The sequence below is a fragment of the Telluria sp. ZB4P36 genome (genome assembly GCF_059685865.1).
In genome coordinates, this window is sequence record NZ_JCASIE010000012.1 from 55,776 (window position 1) to 72,175 (window position 16,400).

14 protein-coding genes are annotated in these 16,400 nt (G+C 70.8%); 4 read left to right on the forward strand and 10 right to left on the reverse strand.

Translation table 11 applies throughout. From position 1 onward, the window contains the following. Positions 1-21 precede the first annotated feature (21 nt). Positions 22-924, forward strand: a complete 903-nt coding sequence (locus AC56LK_RS16035) for a pirin family protein (protein ID WP_497185489.1) — start codon at positions 22-24, stop codon at positions 922-924. Here the strand turns inward: AC56LK_RS16035 and AC56LK_RS16040 are convergent. From AC56LK_RS16040 to AC56LK_RS16060, 5 genes are all read right to left on the reverse strand, one after another. Beyond that, positions 921-1,544 carry a helix-turn-helix transcriptional regulator gene (locus tag AC56LK_RS16040; protein ID WP_497185490.1) on the reverse strand — a complete coding sequence of 208 codons (624 nt, stop codon included), beginning with the start codon at positions 1,542-1,544 and terminating at the stop codon, positions 921-923. The genes AC56LK_RS16035 and AC56LK_RS16040 overlap by 4 nt on opposite strands. Before the next feature lie 9 nt (positions 1,545-1,553). Then, positions 1,554-2,771 carry an MFS transporter gene (locus AC56LK_RS16045; RefSeq protein ID WP_497185491.1) on the reverse strand — a complete coding sequence of 406 codons (1,218 nt, stop codon included), beginning with the start codon at positions 2,769-2,771 and terminating at the stop codon, positions 1,554-1,556. Between the two features lie 314 nt (positions 2,772-3,085). Next, positions 3,086-4,639: an FHA domain-containing protein gene (locus AC56LK_RS16050; RefSeq protein ID WP_497185492.1), complete on the reverse strand. Its 1,554-nt coding sequence runs from the start codon at positions 4,637-4,639 to the stop codon at positions 3,086-3,088. Positions 4,640-4,751: 112 nt separating this feature from the next. Then, positions 4,752-5,738: a PP2C family protein-serine/threonine phosphatase gene (locus AC56LK_RS16055; RefSeq protein WP_497185493.1), complete on the reverse strand. Its 987-nt coding sequence runs from the start codon at positions 5,736-5,738 to the stop codon at positions 4,752-4,754. A 62-nt stretch (positions 5,739-5,800) separates the two neighbouring features. Continuing rightward, positions 5,801-7,096 (reverse strand): MFS transporter, encoded by a 1,296-nt coding sequence (locus tag AC56LK_RS16060; RefSeq protein ID WP_497185494.1) that lies wholly within the window; start codon positions 7,094-7,096, stop codon positions 5,801-5,803. Between the two features lie 109 nt (positions 7,097-7,205). Here AC56LK_RS16060 and AC56LK_RS16065 point away from each other — a divergent pair, with 109 nt between their 5' ends. Beyond that, positions 7,206-7,673, forward strand: coding sequence for a GNAT family N-acetyltransferase (locus AC56LK_RS16065; RefSeq protein ID WP_497185495.1), 468 nt, complete (start codon positions 7,206-7,208; stop codon positions 7,671-7,673). Here AC56LK_RS16065 and AC56LK_RS16070 read toward each other — a convergent pair. The 5 genes from AC56LK_RS16070 to AC56LK_RS16090 form a co-directional block, all read right to left on the reverse strand. Beyond that, positions 7,659-8,123 carry an SH3 domain-containing protein gene (locus AC56LK_RS16070; RefSeq protein WP_497185496.1) on the reverse strand — a complete coding sequence of 155 codons (465 nt, stop codon included), beginning with the start codon at positions 8,121-8,123 and terminating at the stop codon, positions 7,659-7,661. The two genes, AC56LK_RS16065 and AC56LK_RS16070, sit on opposite strands and share 15 nt — an antisense overlap. 8 nt (positions 8,124-8,131) lie before the next feature. Next, complete coding sequence (locus AC56LK_RS16075; protein ID WP_497185497.1) at positions 8,132-9,670, reverse strand: hypothetical protein; 1,539 nt, start codon at positions 9,668-9,670, stop codon at positions 8,132-8,134. Beyond that, on the reverse strand, positions 9,631-11,970 hold the full coding sequence (locus AC56LK_RS16080; RefSeq protein WP_497185498.1) for an FtsW/RodA/SpoVE family cell cycle protein: 2,340 nt from the start codon (positions 11,968-11,970) through the stop codon (positions 9,631-9,633). The genes AC56LK_RS16075 and AC56LK_RS16080 overlap by 40 nt, the downstream gene beginning before the upstream one ends. After that, positions 11,967-12,923, reverse strand: a complete 957-nt coding sequence (locus tag AC56LK_RS16085; protein ID WP_497185499.1) for a protein kinase domain-containing protein — start codon at positions 12,921-12,923, stop codon at positions 11,967-11,969. The genes AC56LK_RS16080 and AC56LK_RS16085 overlap by 4 nt, the downstream gene beginning before the upstream one ends. 113 nt (positions 12,924-13,036) lie before the next feature. Continuing rightward, positions 13,037-13,525 carry a PXPV repeat protein gene (locus AC56LK_RS16090; RefSeq protein ID WP_497185500.1) on the reverse strand — a complete coding sequence of 163 codons (489 nt, stop codon included), beginning with the start codon at positions 13,523-13,525 and terminating at the stop codon, positions 13,037-13,039. Positions 13,526-13,794: 269 nt separating this feature from the next. On the opposite strand from AC56LK_RS16090, the gene AC56LK_RS16095 reads away from it, so the two are divergent. Together AC56LK_RS16095 and AC56LK_RS16100 are read left to right on the forward strand one after the other, a co-directional pair. Then, complete coding sequence (locus AC56LK_RS16095) at positions 13,795-14,865, forward strand: metallophosphoesterase (RefSeq protein WP_497185602.1); 1,071 nt, start codon at positions 13,795-13,797, stop codon at positions 14,863-14,865. 88 nt (positions 14,866-14,953) lie between these two features. Further along, positions 14,954-16,390, forward strand: coding sequence for a M20/M25/M40 family metallo-hydrolase (locus AC56LK_RS16100; RefSeq protein WP_497185501.1), 1,437 nt, complete (start codon positions 14,954-14,956; stop codon positions 16,388-16,390). Positions 16,391-16,400 lie beyond the last annotated feature (10 nt).

Below are 16,400 nucleotides of genomic sequence, written 5' to 3' on the forward strand. Positions count from 1 at the left end.
ATCCAGCACAGAGGAATCGCCATGCCCATTGCCCACCTGTTCAAATCGCATGACAAGGACCTCGGCGGCGGCTTCACGGTCCGGCGCATCCTGCCGGCGGCCGCGCGCCAGTCGGTCGGGCCCTTCCTGTTCTTCGACCACATGGGGCCGGTGGAGGCCCAGCCCGGCGCGCGCCACGACGTGCGCCCGCATCCGCACATCGGCCTGGCGACGGTCACCTATCTGTTCGAGGGCGCCATCATGCACCGCGACAGCCTCGGCACCGAGCAGCGCATCGAACCGGGGGCGATCAACTGGATGACGGCCGGCAGCGGCATCGTCCATTCCGAGCGCACGCCGGAAGACCTCTTGGGGCGGGTGCGCCGCACCCATGGCCTGCAGCTGTGGGCAGCGCTGCCGCACGAGCACGAAGAGGCGCCCGCCGCGTTCTCGCACACCAGGGCAGAGGACATTCCGGAAGTCGAATTCGAGGGCGCCACCGTGCGCGTGCTGGTCGGCAGCGCCTTCGGCCGCAGCTCGCCGGTGCCGACCTTCAGCGACACCCTCTACCTCGACGTGCAGCTGGCGCCGGGCGGCTCGATCGCGCTCGGCGGCCTGCCCGAGGAGAGCGCCGTGTACGCGCCGATCGGTGCCATCGAAGTCGACGGCGAGGCGATCCCGGCCAACACCATGGCGATGCTGGAGCCGGGCCCGCCGGTCCGGGTGTCGTCCAGCGCCGGCGCGCGCTTCGTGCTGGTGGGCGGCGCGCCGCTCGACGGGCGCCGCTACATCTTCTGGAACTTCGTCTCCTCCAGCCGCGAGCGCATCGAGCAGGCGGCGCGCGACTGGGAAGCGAATGCCTTCGTGCCGGTGCCGGGCGACGACGAACGCATCCCGCTGCCGGCCTGGCCGGCGGCATGGCGCCACGAAGAGCGCCGCGATTAGCTGATCGGTTCGATCCGGTAGGCGCAGCGCCGCGCCCCGGCCAGCTGGTGCTCGACCCGCTCGACCCGCACGCCGGGGCCCAGCACGCGCCGGAACACGTCGAGTTCCGAGCGGCAGAAGTTCTGGCAGCTGCGCGCGGCGGCGCAGATCGGGCAATGGTTCTCGACCAGCAGCACGCTGCCGTCGGGCGCCACCTGGGTCTCGGCCATGTAGCCTTCGGCGTCGCGCATCAGGGCCAGCGCCGCGGTCCGCTGCGCCAGCGGGGCTTCCGGATCGACCGCGGCGCGGTAGGCGGTTTCGCTCGCCGCTTCGCGGGCGTCGATCAGGCGGTCGATGGCGCTTTCCCCGAACAGGGTCCGGACCTGGGCGATCAGGTCGACCGTGAGCGCCGCATGGCGGTCGGGGAAGCGCGCGTGTCCGAGTTCGGTCAGCTGCCAGAGCCGCACCGGGCGGCCCACCTTGCCCGCGGTGTCGACGTGGCTGACCAGGCCTTTCTCTTCGGCCGCTTCGAGCTGGCGCCGCACGCCCATCGAGGTCAGGTGCAGGGTGTCGGCCAGTGCCTGGGCGGACTGCGCGCCCCGGGTCTTCAGCAGCAGCAGTGTTTGTTCAGCCGTATTCATTGGTGCTTCCTATGCGAATTCCTGATGTGCCGGCGCAGCCTGGCGGCTCCAGCGCCGCATCGAGAGCGCCGCCCATGCCGCCAGCAGGCCGCCCGCAACCAGCACCAGCCGGGTGTCGACCAGGGCCAGCAGCCCACCGGCAAAAGCCATGAGGATGTGGGCGAGGCAGAAGGTGGTGGACAGCAGGCCCATGACGGCGCCCTGGCCATGCCCGGCGAAACGCTCGGCCGCCCAGGCCTGCAAGGTCGCATTATAAAAGGCATGCGGCAGGCCGAACAGGATGATGGCCGCCATGCCGACCTGCAGGCTGCCGATCCCGACGCACAGCAGGGCGAGCGCCACGGCGCCGGCGTGGCAGCTGGCGCGCAGGCGCGCGTCGAGCGCATGGGCGCGGCCTGCGAACAGGGCGGTGACGGTCATGGTGCCGCACATGAGCATGTTCACCAGGGCGATGCCGGCCGCGTCGTAGCCGCCGGTCTCGACCAGCCACAGCGGGAAGAATTCGTAGAAGCCGGCCACGCCGCAGGAGTAGGCGAGGTGGATCAGGAACAGGGTCTGCAGCGGTCCGTGGCGCAGCAGGGTGAAGGCATGGCCTTGGCGCGCCAGCGACCACCAGCGGCGGCCGCTTGCCGCCTTGCCGCCCGCTTCCGGTTCCAGCACCAGCATCGCGAGCAGGGCGCCCAGCAGCAGGCCGCCGGTCGCGATGGTGAAGGGCAGCGTGATGCTGTAGCCCGCGCTCAGGCCGGACAACAGGGGGCCGGCGAGCCAGCCCAGGTGCGAGGAGCCGTTCAGCCAGGACAGGGCATGCTTGCGCAGCGGACCGTCGAGGCGTTCGGCCAGCAGGGCGCGCAGGATGGCGCCGTTCCCCTCCAGCACACCGGTACCGAAGCGCGCCGCGATCAGCAGCGGATAGGACTGGATCAGCAGCGCGTAGGCCGTCAGCAGGTGGCCGGCGGCGGCGCCGAGGGTGGTCAGCAGCAGGATGCGGCGGCGTCCGAGAGTATCCGACACGGAACCTAGCACGGCGCTCCCGAGCAGCATGCCGGCCGGGTTGACCATCAGCGCGATCCCGAACAGCAGCTTGGGCGGCAGGCCGAGGAAGCTGGCCAGAGCGCCCGGCGCGGCGGCGGAGAACAGCGGCGGCAGCAGCGGATAGGCCAGCGATGCGCCGATCGTCGACAGCAGTGCGAGCAGACAGGCGCTCCCGATGAGCAAACCGTTTTTCATACAAATCCCTGGCAATGAGGTATTGCCGGAAGTGTAAGGAAGCTCAGCCAATAAGTAAACGAAAATGTTTATTTATGATGTCCGGTCAGAAGGACTTGATGCGGGGCTAGGTGGCGCACCCCGCTATCGGGCCGGCGTACAGTGGTCATCCCACACGTGGGTATGTCCAGCACATGAAAGGACGCGCCATGAAAATCCCAGACCATCTCAAGATCCCGTTCATCGTCTTCGCGCTGCAGGCGGCGCTGTTGGCGGGGGCTTCACTGATTTTCCTGGTGCTGCGCCCGCCCGGATCCTGACGCCTTGACGCCGGTTCAGGCGTCGAGCCAGGCAGCGGGCAGGCCAGCAGGCAAGCCGCGGCGGCGCTCGCCGGCGCGGGGTGTAGGTGTGCGTGTTTCGAGACGCGATTCGGGATAGGGCTCGGCGGCAAAGCGCAGCTGCGGGCCAAGCCCGTGCAGGCGCTCGATGCCGGCGCCCGGCGCCAGCGGGGTCTCGATGCCGGTGGCCGGATCGAGGTGCCAGAAGCCGCCTTCGCGGTGGAACAGCACCGGCATGCCGGCCGCGCGCGGCTGCGCGGCGATGTCCGCCCGGCCGGGATCGCGCGTGGGATCAGTATCCGGCGCGACGAGGTAGAAGGCTTCGGCCCGCGCCCCCGCGTCGACACGGTGCAGGACCACGCCGTGCGGCAGCAGGGCCGTCACTTCCAGCTCGACCACGCCGCGGATGCTGGCGGTCAGTGCAATCCGCATGCCGAGCCGCAGCGGCGCCGGCGCATGCTTGCCCGGCCAGACGCCGTCGAGCAGCAGGCCATAGCGCGACACGTCCTCGATCTCGAAGCCATGCCGGCCCTGGCGGATCAGCGCGTGGCGGCCGGACAGGCGCCGCGTCAGCCCGCCGCGCTCCTCGCCGTGCTCGCCGTAGTGTGCCAGCAGCAGGTCGGCGTCCGGTTCGAATTCCTCGAAGCGTCCCAGCACGCACTCGTCGAGCGCAAACAGGCGCAGGTGGCGCTGGGTGCTCGAATCGGGTTCGGCATGCACCAGGCAGGCGCTGTCGGCCGGACAGGGATGGATGCCCGGCCTGACCGGCACGTCGATCTCGATCAGGTCTTCGTCCCAGGCGATGGTGGAAATGCCCAGGTCGACCTTGCCGCCGCCGTCGCGCGGATCGCGCAGGTCGAGCTGGGCAATCGACGCGTTGCGCGCCGTGACGTCGATGTCGAGGCTGCCGCCGCCCGGCGCCTGCACGCGGGCGATGCCGGCGTCGTCGGCAGTCACGCGCACGTTTTTATGGGTGGCGAGGAAGGTCTGGTGGATCTCGCCCAGGCTGGCGTCGGGGCGCGGGACCAGGATCACCGGCGAGCAGGTCCAGGTCCGCGCCGCCGCCGGCTGCTGCGGATGGCGGCTGTGCAGCTCGATGTCGATGCGGTACTGGCCGTGTTCCAGTCCACGCGAGGAAAATTCGAGGAATACCGGCCGCCAGTCGCCGCGCGAGGTGCGCTGGAACAGATAGCTTTCGCCGTCGCGCAGGCGCAGGCCGGAACGCACCAGCATCCGCACCTCGGCGGCGCAATCCATCGGCATGCCGCGCAAGTCCAGCTTGATGGCCTGGCGGCCGCCGGCCGCGCGCGGGTCGAAGCCGCTGATGTGCAGTTGCGGGCGCTGTAGCGGCGGGGCGGATTGCGGGGCAGCTGCCGGCGAGCGTTGGGCGCGCAAGGCGCTGATGACGTCGAAACTCGGGGGCAGCCCGCCGACCGTGGGCGGGGAGGCCGCCGCCTCGGCTGGCTGGGCATGCCCGTGCGCGCAGGTTTGCTCGCCTGGCACGACCCAGACGGTGCAGTGCGGATGCTCGGGATTGCGGCAGCGGTTCATGGCGCGGTGGCGGGTTCGATTACGTTCGACAACATGGCAAGCTTACGCTGTTTTCCAGCCCAGCGGCGCGCCGCATTCATTGATTAGCAACATTATTTTCTGTTTGGAATTTTTAATCCAGGGCCTCGCCCGGCAGCGCGGTCTCGTCGGCATGGCCCTCGGCCTGCGGGCGCAGCGGACGCAGCACCAGCGCGGTCAGGTTGTCGGCATGCAGCCCGTCCGGCGGGGCGCTGTCGAGCGCATCGAACAGGCTTGCGACCATGCCGGCGGCATCCGGCGCCCCGGCCAGCAGTCCCGGCCAGCGTTCGACGAAGCGCCGCGGCTCGGTGCAGGACCAGAAGCCGTCCGTGGCCAGCAGGTAGACGGCATCCTCGCGCACAGGCAGGATGCGCCGGTCCGGCAGCGCGCTCAGCCAGGACGGCAGGTTCAGCGGCGTGAGCGCGAACAGCGGGTCGGACAGGTGGGCCGGATTGCTGAAGGCATTCCCGAGGATGAAGGCCTGCGCGATCTGCGGTGAATGGGCGCCATGGACCTGGCGCCACCAGGCATCCTCGTCGAGGCGGCCGGCCAGGGCCGCTGCGGTGGCGGGGACGTGGTCCACCGTGAGCGGCACGGCCTGCTGCGGGCCGATCTCGTACAGGCGCGAATCGCCCACGTGATACAGCAGGGGCGGGGCGCCGGCAGGCAGTTCCAGCATCGTGAGGGTGGTGCCCGGACGGGCGCCGGCCTCGCAGGCGAAGTGGCGCTGCAGCCCGGCGTGCAGGGCGTCGAGGTGGCGCCCCAGTTCGGGCGCCGTGCGGCAGGGAGGAATGCCCAGCAGGCCGGCGGCGACCGCCTCGGCCGCCTCGCGCCCATGGCCATGTCCGCCCATCCCGTCCAGCACCGCCACCCGGCCATGGCCGGCGGGCCAGCCTGCCAGCCGGGTGCGCCGCAGTTCCTGGCCGAGCAGGTGAACGGCCTGGCCCGCGACATCGATGACGACGAAGTTGTCCTGGTTCTCGGGCCTTTGGTGCGGACCGCTGCCGCGCCGGCTGGCGACGGCGACCTCGTAGTACGGCGCGAACTGGAAAGCGGACAGGATGTCGGAGGCGACGGGCATGGGCTGGATCGTGATGGCAATCCAGCTACTTTACACCTGAACAAGGCGGCTTGAAGCGCCGATCAGAGGGGATTTTTCCGGCTTCCAGCCACCAGGATGAGGGCATTTGCCAGTACGCAGACCCCGGCAGCGCCGAGTGCGGCGCGCACGCCCCAGGCATCCGCCACCTGGCCCCAGACGATGCTGCCGCCCACGTAGCCGCCGGACATGACGAACAGGTAGATCGACAGCGTGCGGGCCCGGATCTCGGCCGGGAAGGACAGCTGGGCCGCGGCGTTCAGGGTCGAGACCGTGGCCGACCAGGCCATGCCGCCGCACAGGATCATGGGCACCAGCAGGGCCAGCGAGCTGGCGAGCGACATGGTCAGCAGCATCAGGCCGTACACGGCGAGGGCGCCGGCCAGGACGCCGGACTTGTCGAAGCGGACCCGCACTTGCGGCAGGAAGAAGGCGGCCAGCACGCAACCGCCGCCCAGGCAGCCCATCAGGGTGCCGTAGGTGCCGGAGTCCATGCGCAGCACCTCGCGCACGAACACCGGCAGCAGGCTGGCGAAGGCGATGGTCGAGAAGAACACCGAGCAGACGTTGCGCAGGATGCGGCGGTAGCGCGGGCAGCCGAGGGCAGTCTTGACGCCGAGCAGGAAGCGGGCGCGGAAGCCTGCGCGTTCGGGCGCCTGGGGCGTGTGCTCGCGCCACCAGCACCAGTACACGCCCAGCAGGCCGGCAAAGGAGAGGGCGTTGGCCAGGAACAGGGCGCTCGGCCCGATCCAGCCGAACAGCAGGCCGCCCAGCGCCGGGCCGATGATGGCGGACAGGTTGTACGAGAGGTTGTTGAGGGTGGCCGCGGCCTCCACTTCGTCCGGTTCGACCAGCCCGGACATCGCGGCCTGCCAGGCCGGCCAGACGAAGGCCGTGCCGACCCCGATGCAGAAGGTCAGGACCAGCACCGGGGTGGCGGCCACCAGCCCGGTGGTCACCAGCAGTGCCATGGTGGCGGCGCACAGCGCCATGTAGAGGTTGCAGTAGAACAGGAACTTGGGCCGGTGCACGGCGTCCGCGACCACCCCCGCCAGCAGGGCGAACAGGAAGATCGGCACATAGGCCGCGGTCTGCACCAGCGAGGTGATCGACGCCGACCCCGACAGCGAGGCGACCAGCCAGGCCGAGGCGAAGGTCTGGGTCCAGGTGCCCATGTTCGACACCATGTTGGCCAGCCAGATATTGCGGTAGCGCGGGTGGCGCAGCGGCCGGGTCAGGGGCACCCTGGCGCGGCGCGCAGGAACGGAAGCACCCAGCGGAACGGCGGCGCCGGGCTGGTTCCCGGCAGGTGAGGCGGCGCTGGTGCTGGAGTCTGGCATGGTCTGGACAGTGTAGGTGGCATCGCTACCTACGGTCAATAAAATTGCCGTACGGAAAATCTTTTCTATGATATTGTGGCGTTCCCAAAACACGTTTGCCATGACAGACATGCTGATCCGACCGCTGGTGGCCACGGACATCCCAGCCGTGGCTGCGTTGCTGCGCGAGCTGGCGCGCGAATACATCGTGCACGAATCGCCGCCGGAGGGCGCGTCCACCTTCCTCGCCGAGAACGACGAGATGGGCGTGCGCGGCTTTCTGGCGCGCGGGCATGTGTATCACGTGGCAGTCATCGACGGCGCGGTGGCCGGCTTCGTCGCCGTGCGCGACCGCAGCCATCTGTTCCACCTGTTCGTCGGCAAGCGCTGGCACCGCTGCGGGGTGGCGCGCGCGCTGTGGGAAGCGGCACGCGAGGCCGCGCTCCAGGCGGGCGGCGACGGCAGCTTCACGGTGAACTCCTCGAATTTCGCGGTCCCGGTCTATGAGTCCTTCGGCTTCGTGCGGGTCGGCCCGACCCAGTGCGCCAAGGGACTGTACTTCAACCCGATGCGCCTGGCCGTTTCAGAAGAAGCCTGAACGCGGACGCCGACCGCTTTCGTCGGCCCGGCGCAGCCACAGGCTGCTGGCCCAGCCATCCAGCCGGTGGCCATCGACCACTGCGCTGACCTGCCACCAGTCGCCCCGTTTCGCGCCGGTCGCGGTCACCTGCGCCCCGGCCGGCAGCACGGCCAGGCGGCGCGCATGGATGCCGGTATCCTCGCGCAGGTTCAGGTGCGTGCGCACGCGGTAATGCGCGCCGGCGGCCGGCGCTTCCGGGCCGGCGGCATGCATCCTGGTCGGCGGGGCCTCGTCAGTCTGGACCAACGCATGCAGCAGTCCACCCAGCAGCGCCGTCCCGCCCACCAGCACAGTCAAGGCGCGCGCATTCGGCCGGCGCCACCACGCACGCGGCGTGAGCCAGGCCGCCAGGCACAGGGTCAGCAGCAGGCCGGCGCCATAGGCTGCGATGGTGGTCAGGCTCGGCATGGCATTCCTCAGGCATCGAAGCGCAGCACGTAGTGGCCGGCGACCAGGTGGTGGCCGGACGGAACCACATAGGGCTGGTCCTGGCTCGCGTCGACGATCTGCGCCACCAGGCGCAGTTCGGGATCGAGGTGGAACAGGGCCTGGGTCTCGGACAGGCGCACCACGCGCAGGCCCTCGGCCGTGGCTTCCCAGCTGAAGGCATTGCGCGACAGGCCGAGCCGGTCGGCGCTGTTCCCCGCGCTGCCGTCGGCGTGGCGCAGGAAAGCGGGGCCATCGAGCACGCGCAGCGCGGCCAGTGCCGGCATGCCGCGTCCGAACACCAGGCGGGTGCCGGCTGCCGCGGGCTGCACCGGTCCCTTGGGAACGGCCAGCAGGGCCGCGTAGCGGTCCGCCATCTGCGGCGGCACCGCGTGCAGCTGGACGCTGGCGCCATCGAGCGGCGCGAAGCGCGCGGGGACGCCGACGCGCTGGCGGCCCGCCGCGGTGATCGCATGGACCTCGTCGGCATCATCCACCAGGAAGCGGATCACGCTGTCCTTGCCCGGCGCGGCCGGGGCGAGGCCGGCGCCGAGGCCGATCTCGAGCGCGGCGGCGCCGGTGTCGCGGTAGCGGCTCAGGCGCGGCAGCGCCAGCGCGGCCAGGGTGATGCGGTGACGCGCGACCGGCGCATAGGTGGCATCGTTCTCCGGCGCCAGCGGCGCCGCCGGCAGCACGGGCGCCGCCAGCGGCATGGCGGTCATGTCGCTGCCGGAGGCGGCCGCGCGCGGCTTCCAGACCGCGGGCGTGCACAGGGGCGGCGCGCTGGGCGCCCTGGCCGCGGCCGGCGCCCCGACGCGGCTGATCTTCAACAGCAGGCGCTGGCCGCCGGTTTCCTGTTTGCCGCGGATGACGTAATAGCCGTTGGCCTCGTCGAAGCAACAGTCGAGGCTGTCCTTCGGCCTGACCTGCACCTCGACCGGCGCATCCGGCCCGTCGTTGACCAGCAGGATGCCGCCCTCGTCGCCGAAGGGCCAGCCCGGCACCGCGAAGGTGGCGGCCGCTTCATCCTGGCCGATCAGGGTCAGGCGCTGGTTCGGGTAGACCGCGCATACCGGCTGCCAGACCGCGCTGTCGCGCAAGGCCGTGACGGTGTACAGCAGCTGTTCGCCCGGGGCCGGCAGGTAGACGGCATGGCCGAACTTCACCTTGACTTCGCCCGCGTCGACCGCGTCGGTGCCGACCACGTGGTAGCGCACCTCGTCGCCCTTCAGCAGGTCGCCGAAATCCTTCTGGTGCAGGGCCGCCAGCGAGGCCGCCAGGTCGCGCACGCGCGCGCCGCGGGTCAGGTGGCGGTCGTCGTCGACCTCGTCCTGGGGCAGCATCAGGGTGACGTGGGAGAAGCAGCGGGTGGCGGCGCGGCCGCGCTGTTCGCGCGGCGAGCGCTCCAGCAGGTCGCGCAGCAGCGGGCGGCGCGAGAACAGCGCCAGGCCGGGCGCCTGCCACAGCGCCTCGGCATTGAACACATCGCCTACCTTGGCCAGGATTTCGTGTTGGACGTAGACCGGCATCTTGGATTCTCCTCGAAAGATTGAACGCTCGCCATGCCGAACGCTAGCAGGGGGCAGATGAAAAACAGCAGGTGCGAGCCGCCGCTTGACAAGAAACTCATCGGCTGGCCCATGATGGGGAACAGCGCCAGGTTGGTACCCCAGGACAGCAGGAAGTGCCCGGCCAGGAAGGCCGCCCCGCCGGCCAGCAGGAAGCACTGGAAGCGCCCGAGCCAGGCGCGCCGGAAGTCGCCGGCGCCGGCCGCCCCGGCCCAGGCCGCGGCGGCCGCATGCAGCAGGGCCGCCAGCAGCGCGGCCTGCAGGGCCCACAGCAGCAGGCCGCCGGCCAGGCCATGGCGGTTGATCAGGAAGGACGGGGCGAAGTCGTCCTGCACCGCCGGGATGCGCAGCGCCTCGCCGGCGGGCCCGCCCAGCGAGGCGATGCCGAGCAGGCCGTCCGCGCCCAGCCAGCCGCCCGCGCGCACGGCGCTGGCCCCGAGCAGCATCTGCTGGCCGGTATGCGGGTGGGCTGCCGGGTCGGCCCAGACCTGGAAGCGTTCGGCGTAGAAGCCGCCGGCGAATCCGGGCGCGGCCGCCTGCAGCGCAAGGGCGCCGCCCAGCAGCGCGCAACACAGGCCGCCCGCCAGCGCCGCCTGCAGCCGGCGTCCGGTGGCGAGGCACCAGGCCAGCAGGGTGACGGCGCCCCACACCAGCAGCAGGATCAAGGGCGAGTAATCGTCCACCTGCACTAGCGCCACGGCCAGCAGCAGCACGAACAGCAGCACCGGCGCCAGCATGCGCAGCCAGTCGCGCCAGTTGCGGCGGCCGCCCGTGGCGGCGGCGCCGGTCGCCAGCGCGAGGCAGTGCGCACTGAGGGCGGCGAGGGCGAGCTTGGCGAATTCCACCGGCTGGATGTCGAACACGCCGGTCTCGTCGCCGAAGGCGACCTGCAGCACCAGGCCGGCCAGCGCGCCGAGCGCCAGCGCCACCAGCAGCCACTCGGTGCCTGAGCGCGACAGCATGCCGCGCGCCAGGCCGCCGAGCAGCAGCAGGCCGAGTGGCAATCCCGCAGCCAGCAGCACGCAACTGGTCTCGACGTGGCGCAGCCAGGCGGTGTCGCGCGCACCCAATCCGAGTTCCAGCTGGACCAGCAGGCCGGCGCCGAGCAGGAGTACGGCCGCGACGGCGAGCACGGACGGGCGGCGCGGCCACAGCAGCGCATGCCAGAGCGCGGCCCAGGCCAGCAGCAGGGGCCAGCCAATGCCGGGTGCGTTGCCGCTGCGCTGCATCACGAGCAGGAGCAGCGCCATGGCGGGGAGGGCGCTGGACAGGGAAAGCCGCACTGCCGCGGCGGCGCTGCGTACAGGACCGGAGAGCTGCAGGCCGGCCGCACCCGCCAGCAGAAAGAGCAGCAAGGCGGCGCAGCAGGCCAGCGCGGACGGCGGCGCCAGGCGCCATAGCGAGCGCTCGGTCCAGGTCCAGTGCACGCCGGGCGGCGGCGCGGCCTTGGGCTCGGCGAACAGCACCACCTGGCCCGCCGGCTGCAGGATCAGGGCGCCGGCGCCGCGCGCCAGGGTGAAGCGGGTGCGGCCCACCGCGATCGCATCCACCCCGTCGAGTGCGTGCTCGCACTGGGCGGCGTCGGTCCAGGCGCCGCCATCCCGCAGCAGGACCGGCTGCGCACCGCGCACCTCCAGCGCCAGCCCGCCGAACGCTGCGCGCGCCAGGCTCAGCTTGCCGGTGTCGAGACCCGGCACCGGCAGGCGGTTGCCGCAATAGAGGTGGCCGCCAAACACCAGCGGCCGGCGGAAGGCGAGGGCAGACGGCGTGATACGGTTCCATGCGCCGGCCAGGCGCGCCGCCATGCCAGCATCGGGGCAGGCCGGCTGCGCTTCGCCGTCGCGCAGCAGCAGCGCGCCATCGAATTCCCAGGCGTGGGCGCCGCCGCGCAGGAGCGCGCGGTCCTGGTCCGCCTCGACGACTTCGAAGACCCTGGCGCCGGCCTGCAGGCGCTGGCCCGCGGCCAGGGTGATGCTGCCGGTGCGCAGGCGTTCGTCGCCGCGGGTAAGTACTGCGGCTTGCGCCGGGCTGGTATTGCGCAGCCACCAGCGTCCCCCTGCATCGCGGCGCACGATGAACTGCTGCGCGGCGGCGCGCGCCGCGGCCAGTTCGGCGTGGCCGAGCGTGGCCGATGCGCCGGGTGCGAGGCGCAGCGTGATCGACCCGGGCAGGTAGCGCGGGGGCGCCAGCAGCATGGCCAGGAGCTGCAGGGCGCAGAGGCAGGCAAGGGCGAGCGCGGCGCCGGCCAGGCGCAGTTTCATGCCGCCCTCGCCAGCGCTGGCGTCATCGCTTCACGGACCGCGCACAGCATCCGGCTGATCTCGAGCGCGTGGGCTGGACGGCGGTCCGGTGCGGCTGCCAGCAGGGCGCGCAGCAGGGCGCTTGCCTGCGCTCCGGCCGCGCCGAAGGCCTGCGCAAAGCCGGCCGCTTCGTCCGGGTGCAGGGTCGCCGGCAGGCCGCCGTGTTCGCGGCGCAGGACGGCGGCGCCTGCGCGGCCGTGGCTCGCAAAGGCCTGGCCGCAGGCGGCGCCGTAGCGCAGCGTGCGGCCGCACACCAGCCAGTAGAGCAGGGCGCCGAGCGCGAAGTAGTCGCTGCGCGGGTCGCTCAGGTACTCGCCGCGGGCATGCGGGAAGAACTGCTCCGGCGCCTGCCAGCTGGCCGTGCCTGTATAAGCGTGGGTGCTTGCTTCGCGCAGCGCGCGGCTGGTGCCGAAATCGGCCAGCTTCAGGTTCCCGCTGCGGCGGTCGAGCAGCAGGTTGCCGGGCTTGAGGTCGAGGTAGCGGAACCCGGCCGCATGCACCTTGGCCAGGGCCTGGTTGACCTGGGCGGTCCAGTCGAGGGCCTGCAGGGCGTCCGGCAGTTGTCCTGTGGCGCGCCGGACGCCGAGGTGGGTGGCCAGATCACCGTCGAGCAATTCCAGCGCCATCGCCGGCAGGCCTTCGTGGACGCCGTTGTCGAGCAGGCGCACGATATGGCGTCCATCCCAGGGGGCCAGGCGGCTCAGGAAATGTCCCTCGGCGCGGGCGGCGTCGCTCCAGTGGTGGCGCAAGGCGGCGGGAGCGCGCGCCATCTGCGCGCTGTTGACCAGCTTGACGGCGACGCTGCCACCCGGGGCCTCGGCGCGCCACACCACGCCGTAGGCGGAGCCGCCCAGGGTTTCGCACAGCCGGTACTGGCCGCGCGCCATCGAAACGATTGTGCCTTGCTGGACCATGCCCGCCTCCGTGACTGGCGCCGTGCGCCCTCGGGGAGTCCAAGCGGGGGGAAGGAGAAAAGGACGGGAAAACAGTGGATGTAAAAAAGCCGCGCAGTGCGCGGCTTTCGTGGTCAGCGGCCGTAACGATCCCAACGGTCACCGCGGTCCCAGTCGCGGCGCTCATGACGATCGTGGCGTTCCCAGTCGCGGCGGTCGTGACGGTCCCAGTCACGGCGATGCTCGACATAGACCGGACGCGGCTGCACATAGACCGGGCGCGATTCCACATAGACCGGACGCGGTTGCACGTAGACCGGACGCGGCTGGACGTACACCGGGCGCGGCTGGACGTAGCCATGACCATAACCGCGGTTGTCGTATTGGCTGTAATGACGGTTGTCGTAGTAGCGGCGGTCATCGCGGGTCGAGATCGAGTTGCCGAGTGCCGCACCCAGCACGCCGCCCACCAGGGCGCCGCTGCCGCCGCCGGCGCTGTGGCCGATCGCCGCGCCGACCACGGCGCCGATTGCAGTATTCCGGCCACGGTCGTCTGCCATTGCCGCTGGGGAGACGGCAACCGCGGCCAGGACCACCGCACCAACAATTGTAGATTTCAACATGGCTTTTCCTTTGGCCTCTGCGGGGATCAGGATGATCGAACGACGCCAGGCATGGATCGCACTATAGACGCCGCCGTTCGCGCTGCCATCCGTTAATACAGATTATTACAAACGGACATCTATGCGACACAAGCGAAGCGGCCCTTGCAGAGGGGCGGGCCTGCCCCATCTAACACTTGTTACCGTTTTCCGCCGCCGAGCGTCCTTTCGTGAACCGTTCCTTCGCCACCATCCTGTCCCTGCTGGTCCTGCTGCAGGTATATATAGGCATGCGCCTGCTGCCCGACCTGGCGCTGGGCCTGCTGTTCAATGTGGCGGGTGTGCTGCTGCTGGTCCTGCTCACCGTGCTGGTGCCGGTCGGGCTGATGTCTGCCTCGCTGCGGCGGCGCCGCTGGTCGCCCCTGGTGTCGTGGCTGGGCTTGCTGTCGATGGGCTTCTTTTCCTCGCTGCTGGTCACGACCGTGGCACGCGACCTGGTGCTGCTGGCGCTGCGTCTGGCCGGGCAACCGGGTCCCGGGCTCGTGCGCGGCAGCGCCGCCGTCGTGCCCTTGCTGGCCCTGGCCGTCACCGTGCTGGGCTTCGTCAACGCGCGCCGGCTGGCGCGGGTGGTCAAAGTCGAGGTGCCGATCGCCGGGCTGCCGCCGGCCCTGCACGGCTATGCGATCGCCCAGGTCTCGGACATCCATGTCGGCCCGACCATCAAGCGGCCTTATCTGAATGCCATCGTCAACCGCGTCAACAAGCTGGGCGCGGACGCGATTGCCATCACCGGCGACCTGGTGGACGGCAGCGTGCACCGCCTGGGCCTGCACACCCAGCCGCTGGCCCGCCTTTCCGCCCGCGACGGGGTGTTCTTCGTGACCGGCAACCACGAATACTATTCGGGCGCGGAAGAGTGGATCGCCGAGGTGCGCCGGCTCGGCATCACCGTGCTGCTGAACCAGCATGTGATCCGGCGCCGCGCCGACGCCACCCTGATGATCGCGGGCGTGGCCGACTACACGGCCCACCATTTCCACCCGGCGCACAAGAGCGATCCGCACGCTGCCGCGGCCGGGGCCAGGCTGGTCCCCGACGTGCGCATCCTGCTGGCGCACCAGCCGCGCAGCGCGCCGGAGGCAGCGGCCGCCGGCTTCCACCTGCAGTTGTCGGGCCATACCCATGGCGGCCAGTTCTTCCCGTGGAATCTGTTCGTGCCGCTGCAGCAGCCCTTTGTCGCCGGCCTGCATCGGGTGCGCGACATGTGGGTGTACATCAGCCGCGGCACCGGCTACTGGGGGCCGCCGAAGCGCTTCGTTGCGCCGTCGGAAATCACCCTGGTGAAACTTGTGCCGGGCTGAGTCTGTGTAAAGACGCCAACATTTCTCCCAAAAAACTTTCCGGATGCGCTATCGTTGGAATCCCCAGCCCTTACCAAGGATTCGACGCATGAACCGCAGCAGCCGCCATCTTCCCGTCCTGACCGTTCTCGCCGCCGCGCTGTTCAGCAGCGCGGCCCTGGCAGCCAGCCCCGGCAACGACCCCGTGGCGCTCGCGAAGATCCGCGACACGGCGATGCAGAGCGACTATGCCTGGGAACGCATGGCGGACATGACCGACCTGATCGGCCCGCGCCTGTCCGGTTCGCCCGGCGCCGCCGCGGCGGTGACCCAGGTGGCCGAAGCGATGCGCAAGCTTGGCGCCAAAGTGAGCCTGCAGCCGGTGAAGGTGCCGCACTGGGTGCGCGGCGCCGAGACCGGCGAGCTGGTCGAGTACAGCGGACGCCCGCAGGGCATCACCCAGCGCGTGGTGCTGACCGCGCTGGGCGGTTCCGGCGCGACCCCGGCCGCCGGCCTGACCGCGCCGGTGGTGGTGATCCGGAGTTTCGATGAGCTGAAGGCGCGCGGCGCCGAGGTGAAGGGCAAGATCGTCCTGTTCGACGTCGCCTTCGACCAGCACCAGGCCGACCGTGGCCTGGCCGGACAGGCCTATGGCCAGGCCTCCGCCTACCGCCGCGACGGCCCGCGCCTGGCGGCCGAGCTGGGCGCGGTCGCGGCCCTGGTACGCTCGGTCGGCGGCGCAGCCTACCGCCTCCCGCATACGGGCTCGACCGGCCTGCAGGACACGGCCCGCATCCCGGCCGCGGCCGTCACCGCGGAAGACGCCATGCTGATGAGCCGCCTGGCGAAGCGCGGTCCGCTCGCCATGAAGCTGGTGCTGACGCCCCGGAACCTGCCCGACGCCGACAGCTACAACGTGATCGCCGACCTGCCGGGCACCGACAAGGCGGACGAGATCGTGATCGTGTCCGGCCACCTGGATTCCTGGGACCTCGCGACCGGCGCCCACGACGATGCCGCCGGCGTCGCCAGTGCGATGGCCGTGCTCGAGACCCTCAAGAAACTCGACTACCGTCCGCGCCGTACCATCCGCATGATCGCCTGGATGAACGAAGAGAACGGCACCCGCGGCGCGCGCGGCTACCTGGCTGCCGAGCAGGCCAATGCCGAGAAGCACATCGGCGCGATCGAGAGCGACAATGGCGCCGGCCGTCCCTTCGGCCTGCGCGCCAGCGTGCCTGCCACCTCGAGCAAACTGTTCGCCCCGCTGCAGGCGGCGCTGCAGCCGATCGGCGCCGGCATCTTCCGGCGCGAGGACGCACTCTCGACCGGCGACCTATCCGGCTTGGAACGCGCGGGCGTACCGAGCTTCGCGCCGCTGATCGACACTTCGGCGTATTTCGATTACCACCACACCCCGGCCGATACGCTCGACAAGGTCGACCCCGACCACCTGCGCCGCCACGTGGCCCTGATGGCGGCCACGAGCTGGTTCCTGGCGAACATCGAAGAGCCGATCGGCCGCGCGAACGCTCCCGAGCGCTGATCGACACGGA

Bases quoted from the DNA above. Each gene is read 5' to 3' on its own strand.
- AC56LK_RS16035 (WP_497185489.1), top strand. From the start codon at position 22: ATGCCCATTGCCCACCTGTTCAAATCGCATGACAAGGACCTCGGCGGC.
- AC56LK_RS16040 (WP_497185490.1), bottom strand. From the start codon at position 1,544: ATGAATACGGCTGAACAAACACTGCTGCTGCTGAAGACCCGGGGCGCG.
- AC56LK_RS16045 (WP_497185491.1), bottom strand. From the start codon at position 2,771: ATGAAAAACGGTTTGCTCATCGGGAGCGCCTGTCTGCTCGCACTGCTG.
- AC56LK_RS16050 (WP_497185492.1), bottom strand. From the start codon at position 4,639: ATGAACCGCTGCCGCAATCCCGAGCATCCGCACTGCACCGTCTGGGTC.
- AC56LK_RS16055 (WP_497185493.1), bottom strand. From the start codon at position 5,738: ATGCCCGTCGCCTCCGACATCCTGTCCGCTTTCCAGTTCGCGCCGTAC.
- AC56LK_RS16060 (WP_497185494.1), bottom strand. From the start codon at position 7,096: ATGCCAGACTCCAGCACCAGCGCCGCCTCACCTGCCGGGAACCAGCCC.
- AC56LK_RS16065 (WP_497185495.1), top strand. From the start codon at position 7,206: ATGCTGATCCGACCGCTGGTGGCCACGGACATCCCAGCCGTGGCTGCG.
- AC56LK_RS16070 (WP_497185496.1), bottom strand. From the start codon at position 8,123: ATGCCGAGCCTGACCACCATCGCAGCCTATGGCGCCGGCCTGCTGCTG.
- AC56LK_RS16075 (WP_497185497.1), bottom strand. From the start codon at position 9,670: ATGCCGGTCTACGTCCAACACGAAATCCTGGCCAAGGTAGGCGATGTG.
- AC56LK_RS16080 (WP_497185498.1), bottom strand. From the start codon at position 11,970: ATGAAACTGCGCCTGGCCGGCGCCGCGCTCGCCCTTGCCTGCCTCTGC.
- AC56LK_RS16085 (WP_497185499.1), bottom strand. From the start codon at position 12,923: ATGGTCCAGCAAGGCACAATCGTTTCGATGGCGCGCGGCCAGTACCGG.
- AC56LK_RS16090 (WP_497185500.1), bottom strand. From the start codon at position 13,525: ATGTTGAAATCTACAATTGTTGGTGCGGTGGTCCTGGCCGCGGTTGCC.
- AC56LK_RS16095 (WP_497185602.1), top strand. From the start codon at position 13,795: ATGCGCCTGCTGCCCGACCTGGCGCTGGGCCTGCTGTTCAATGTGGCG.
- AC56LK_RS16100 (WP_497185501.1), top strand. From the start codon at position 14,954: ATGAACCGCAGCAGCCGCCATCTTCCCGTCCTGACCGTTCTCGCCGCC.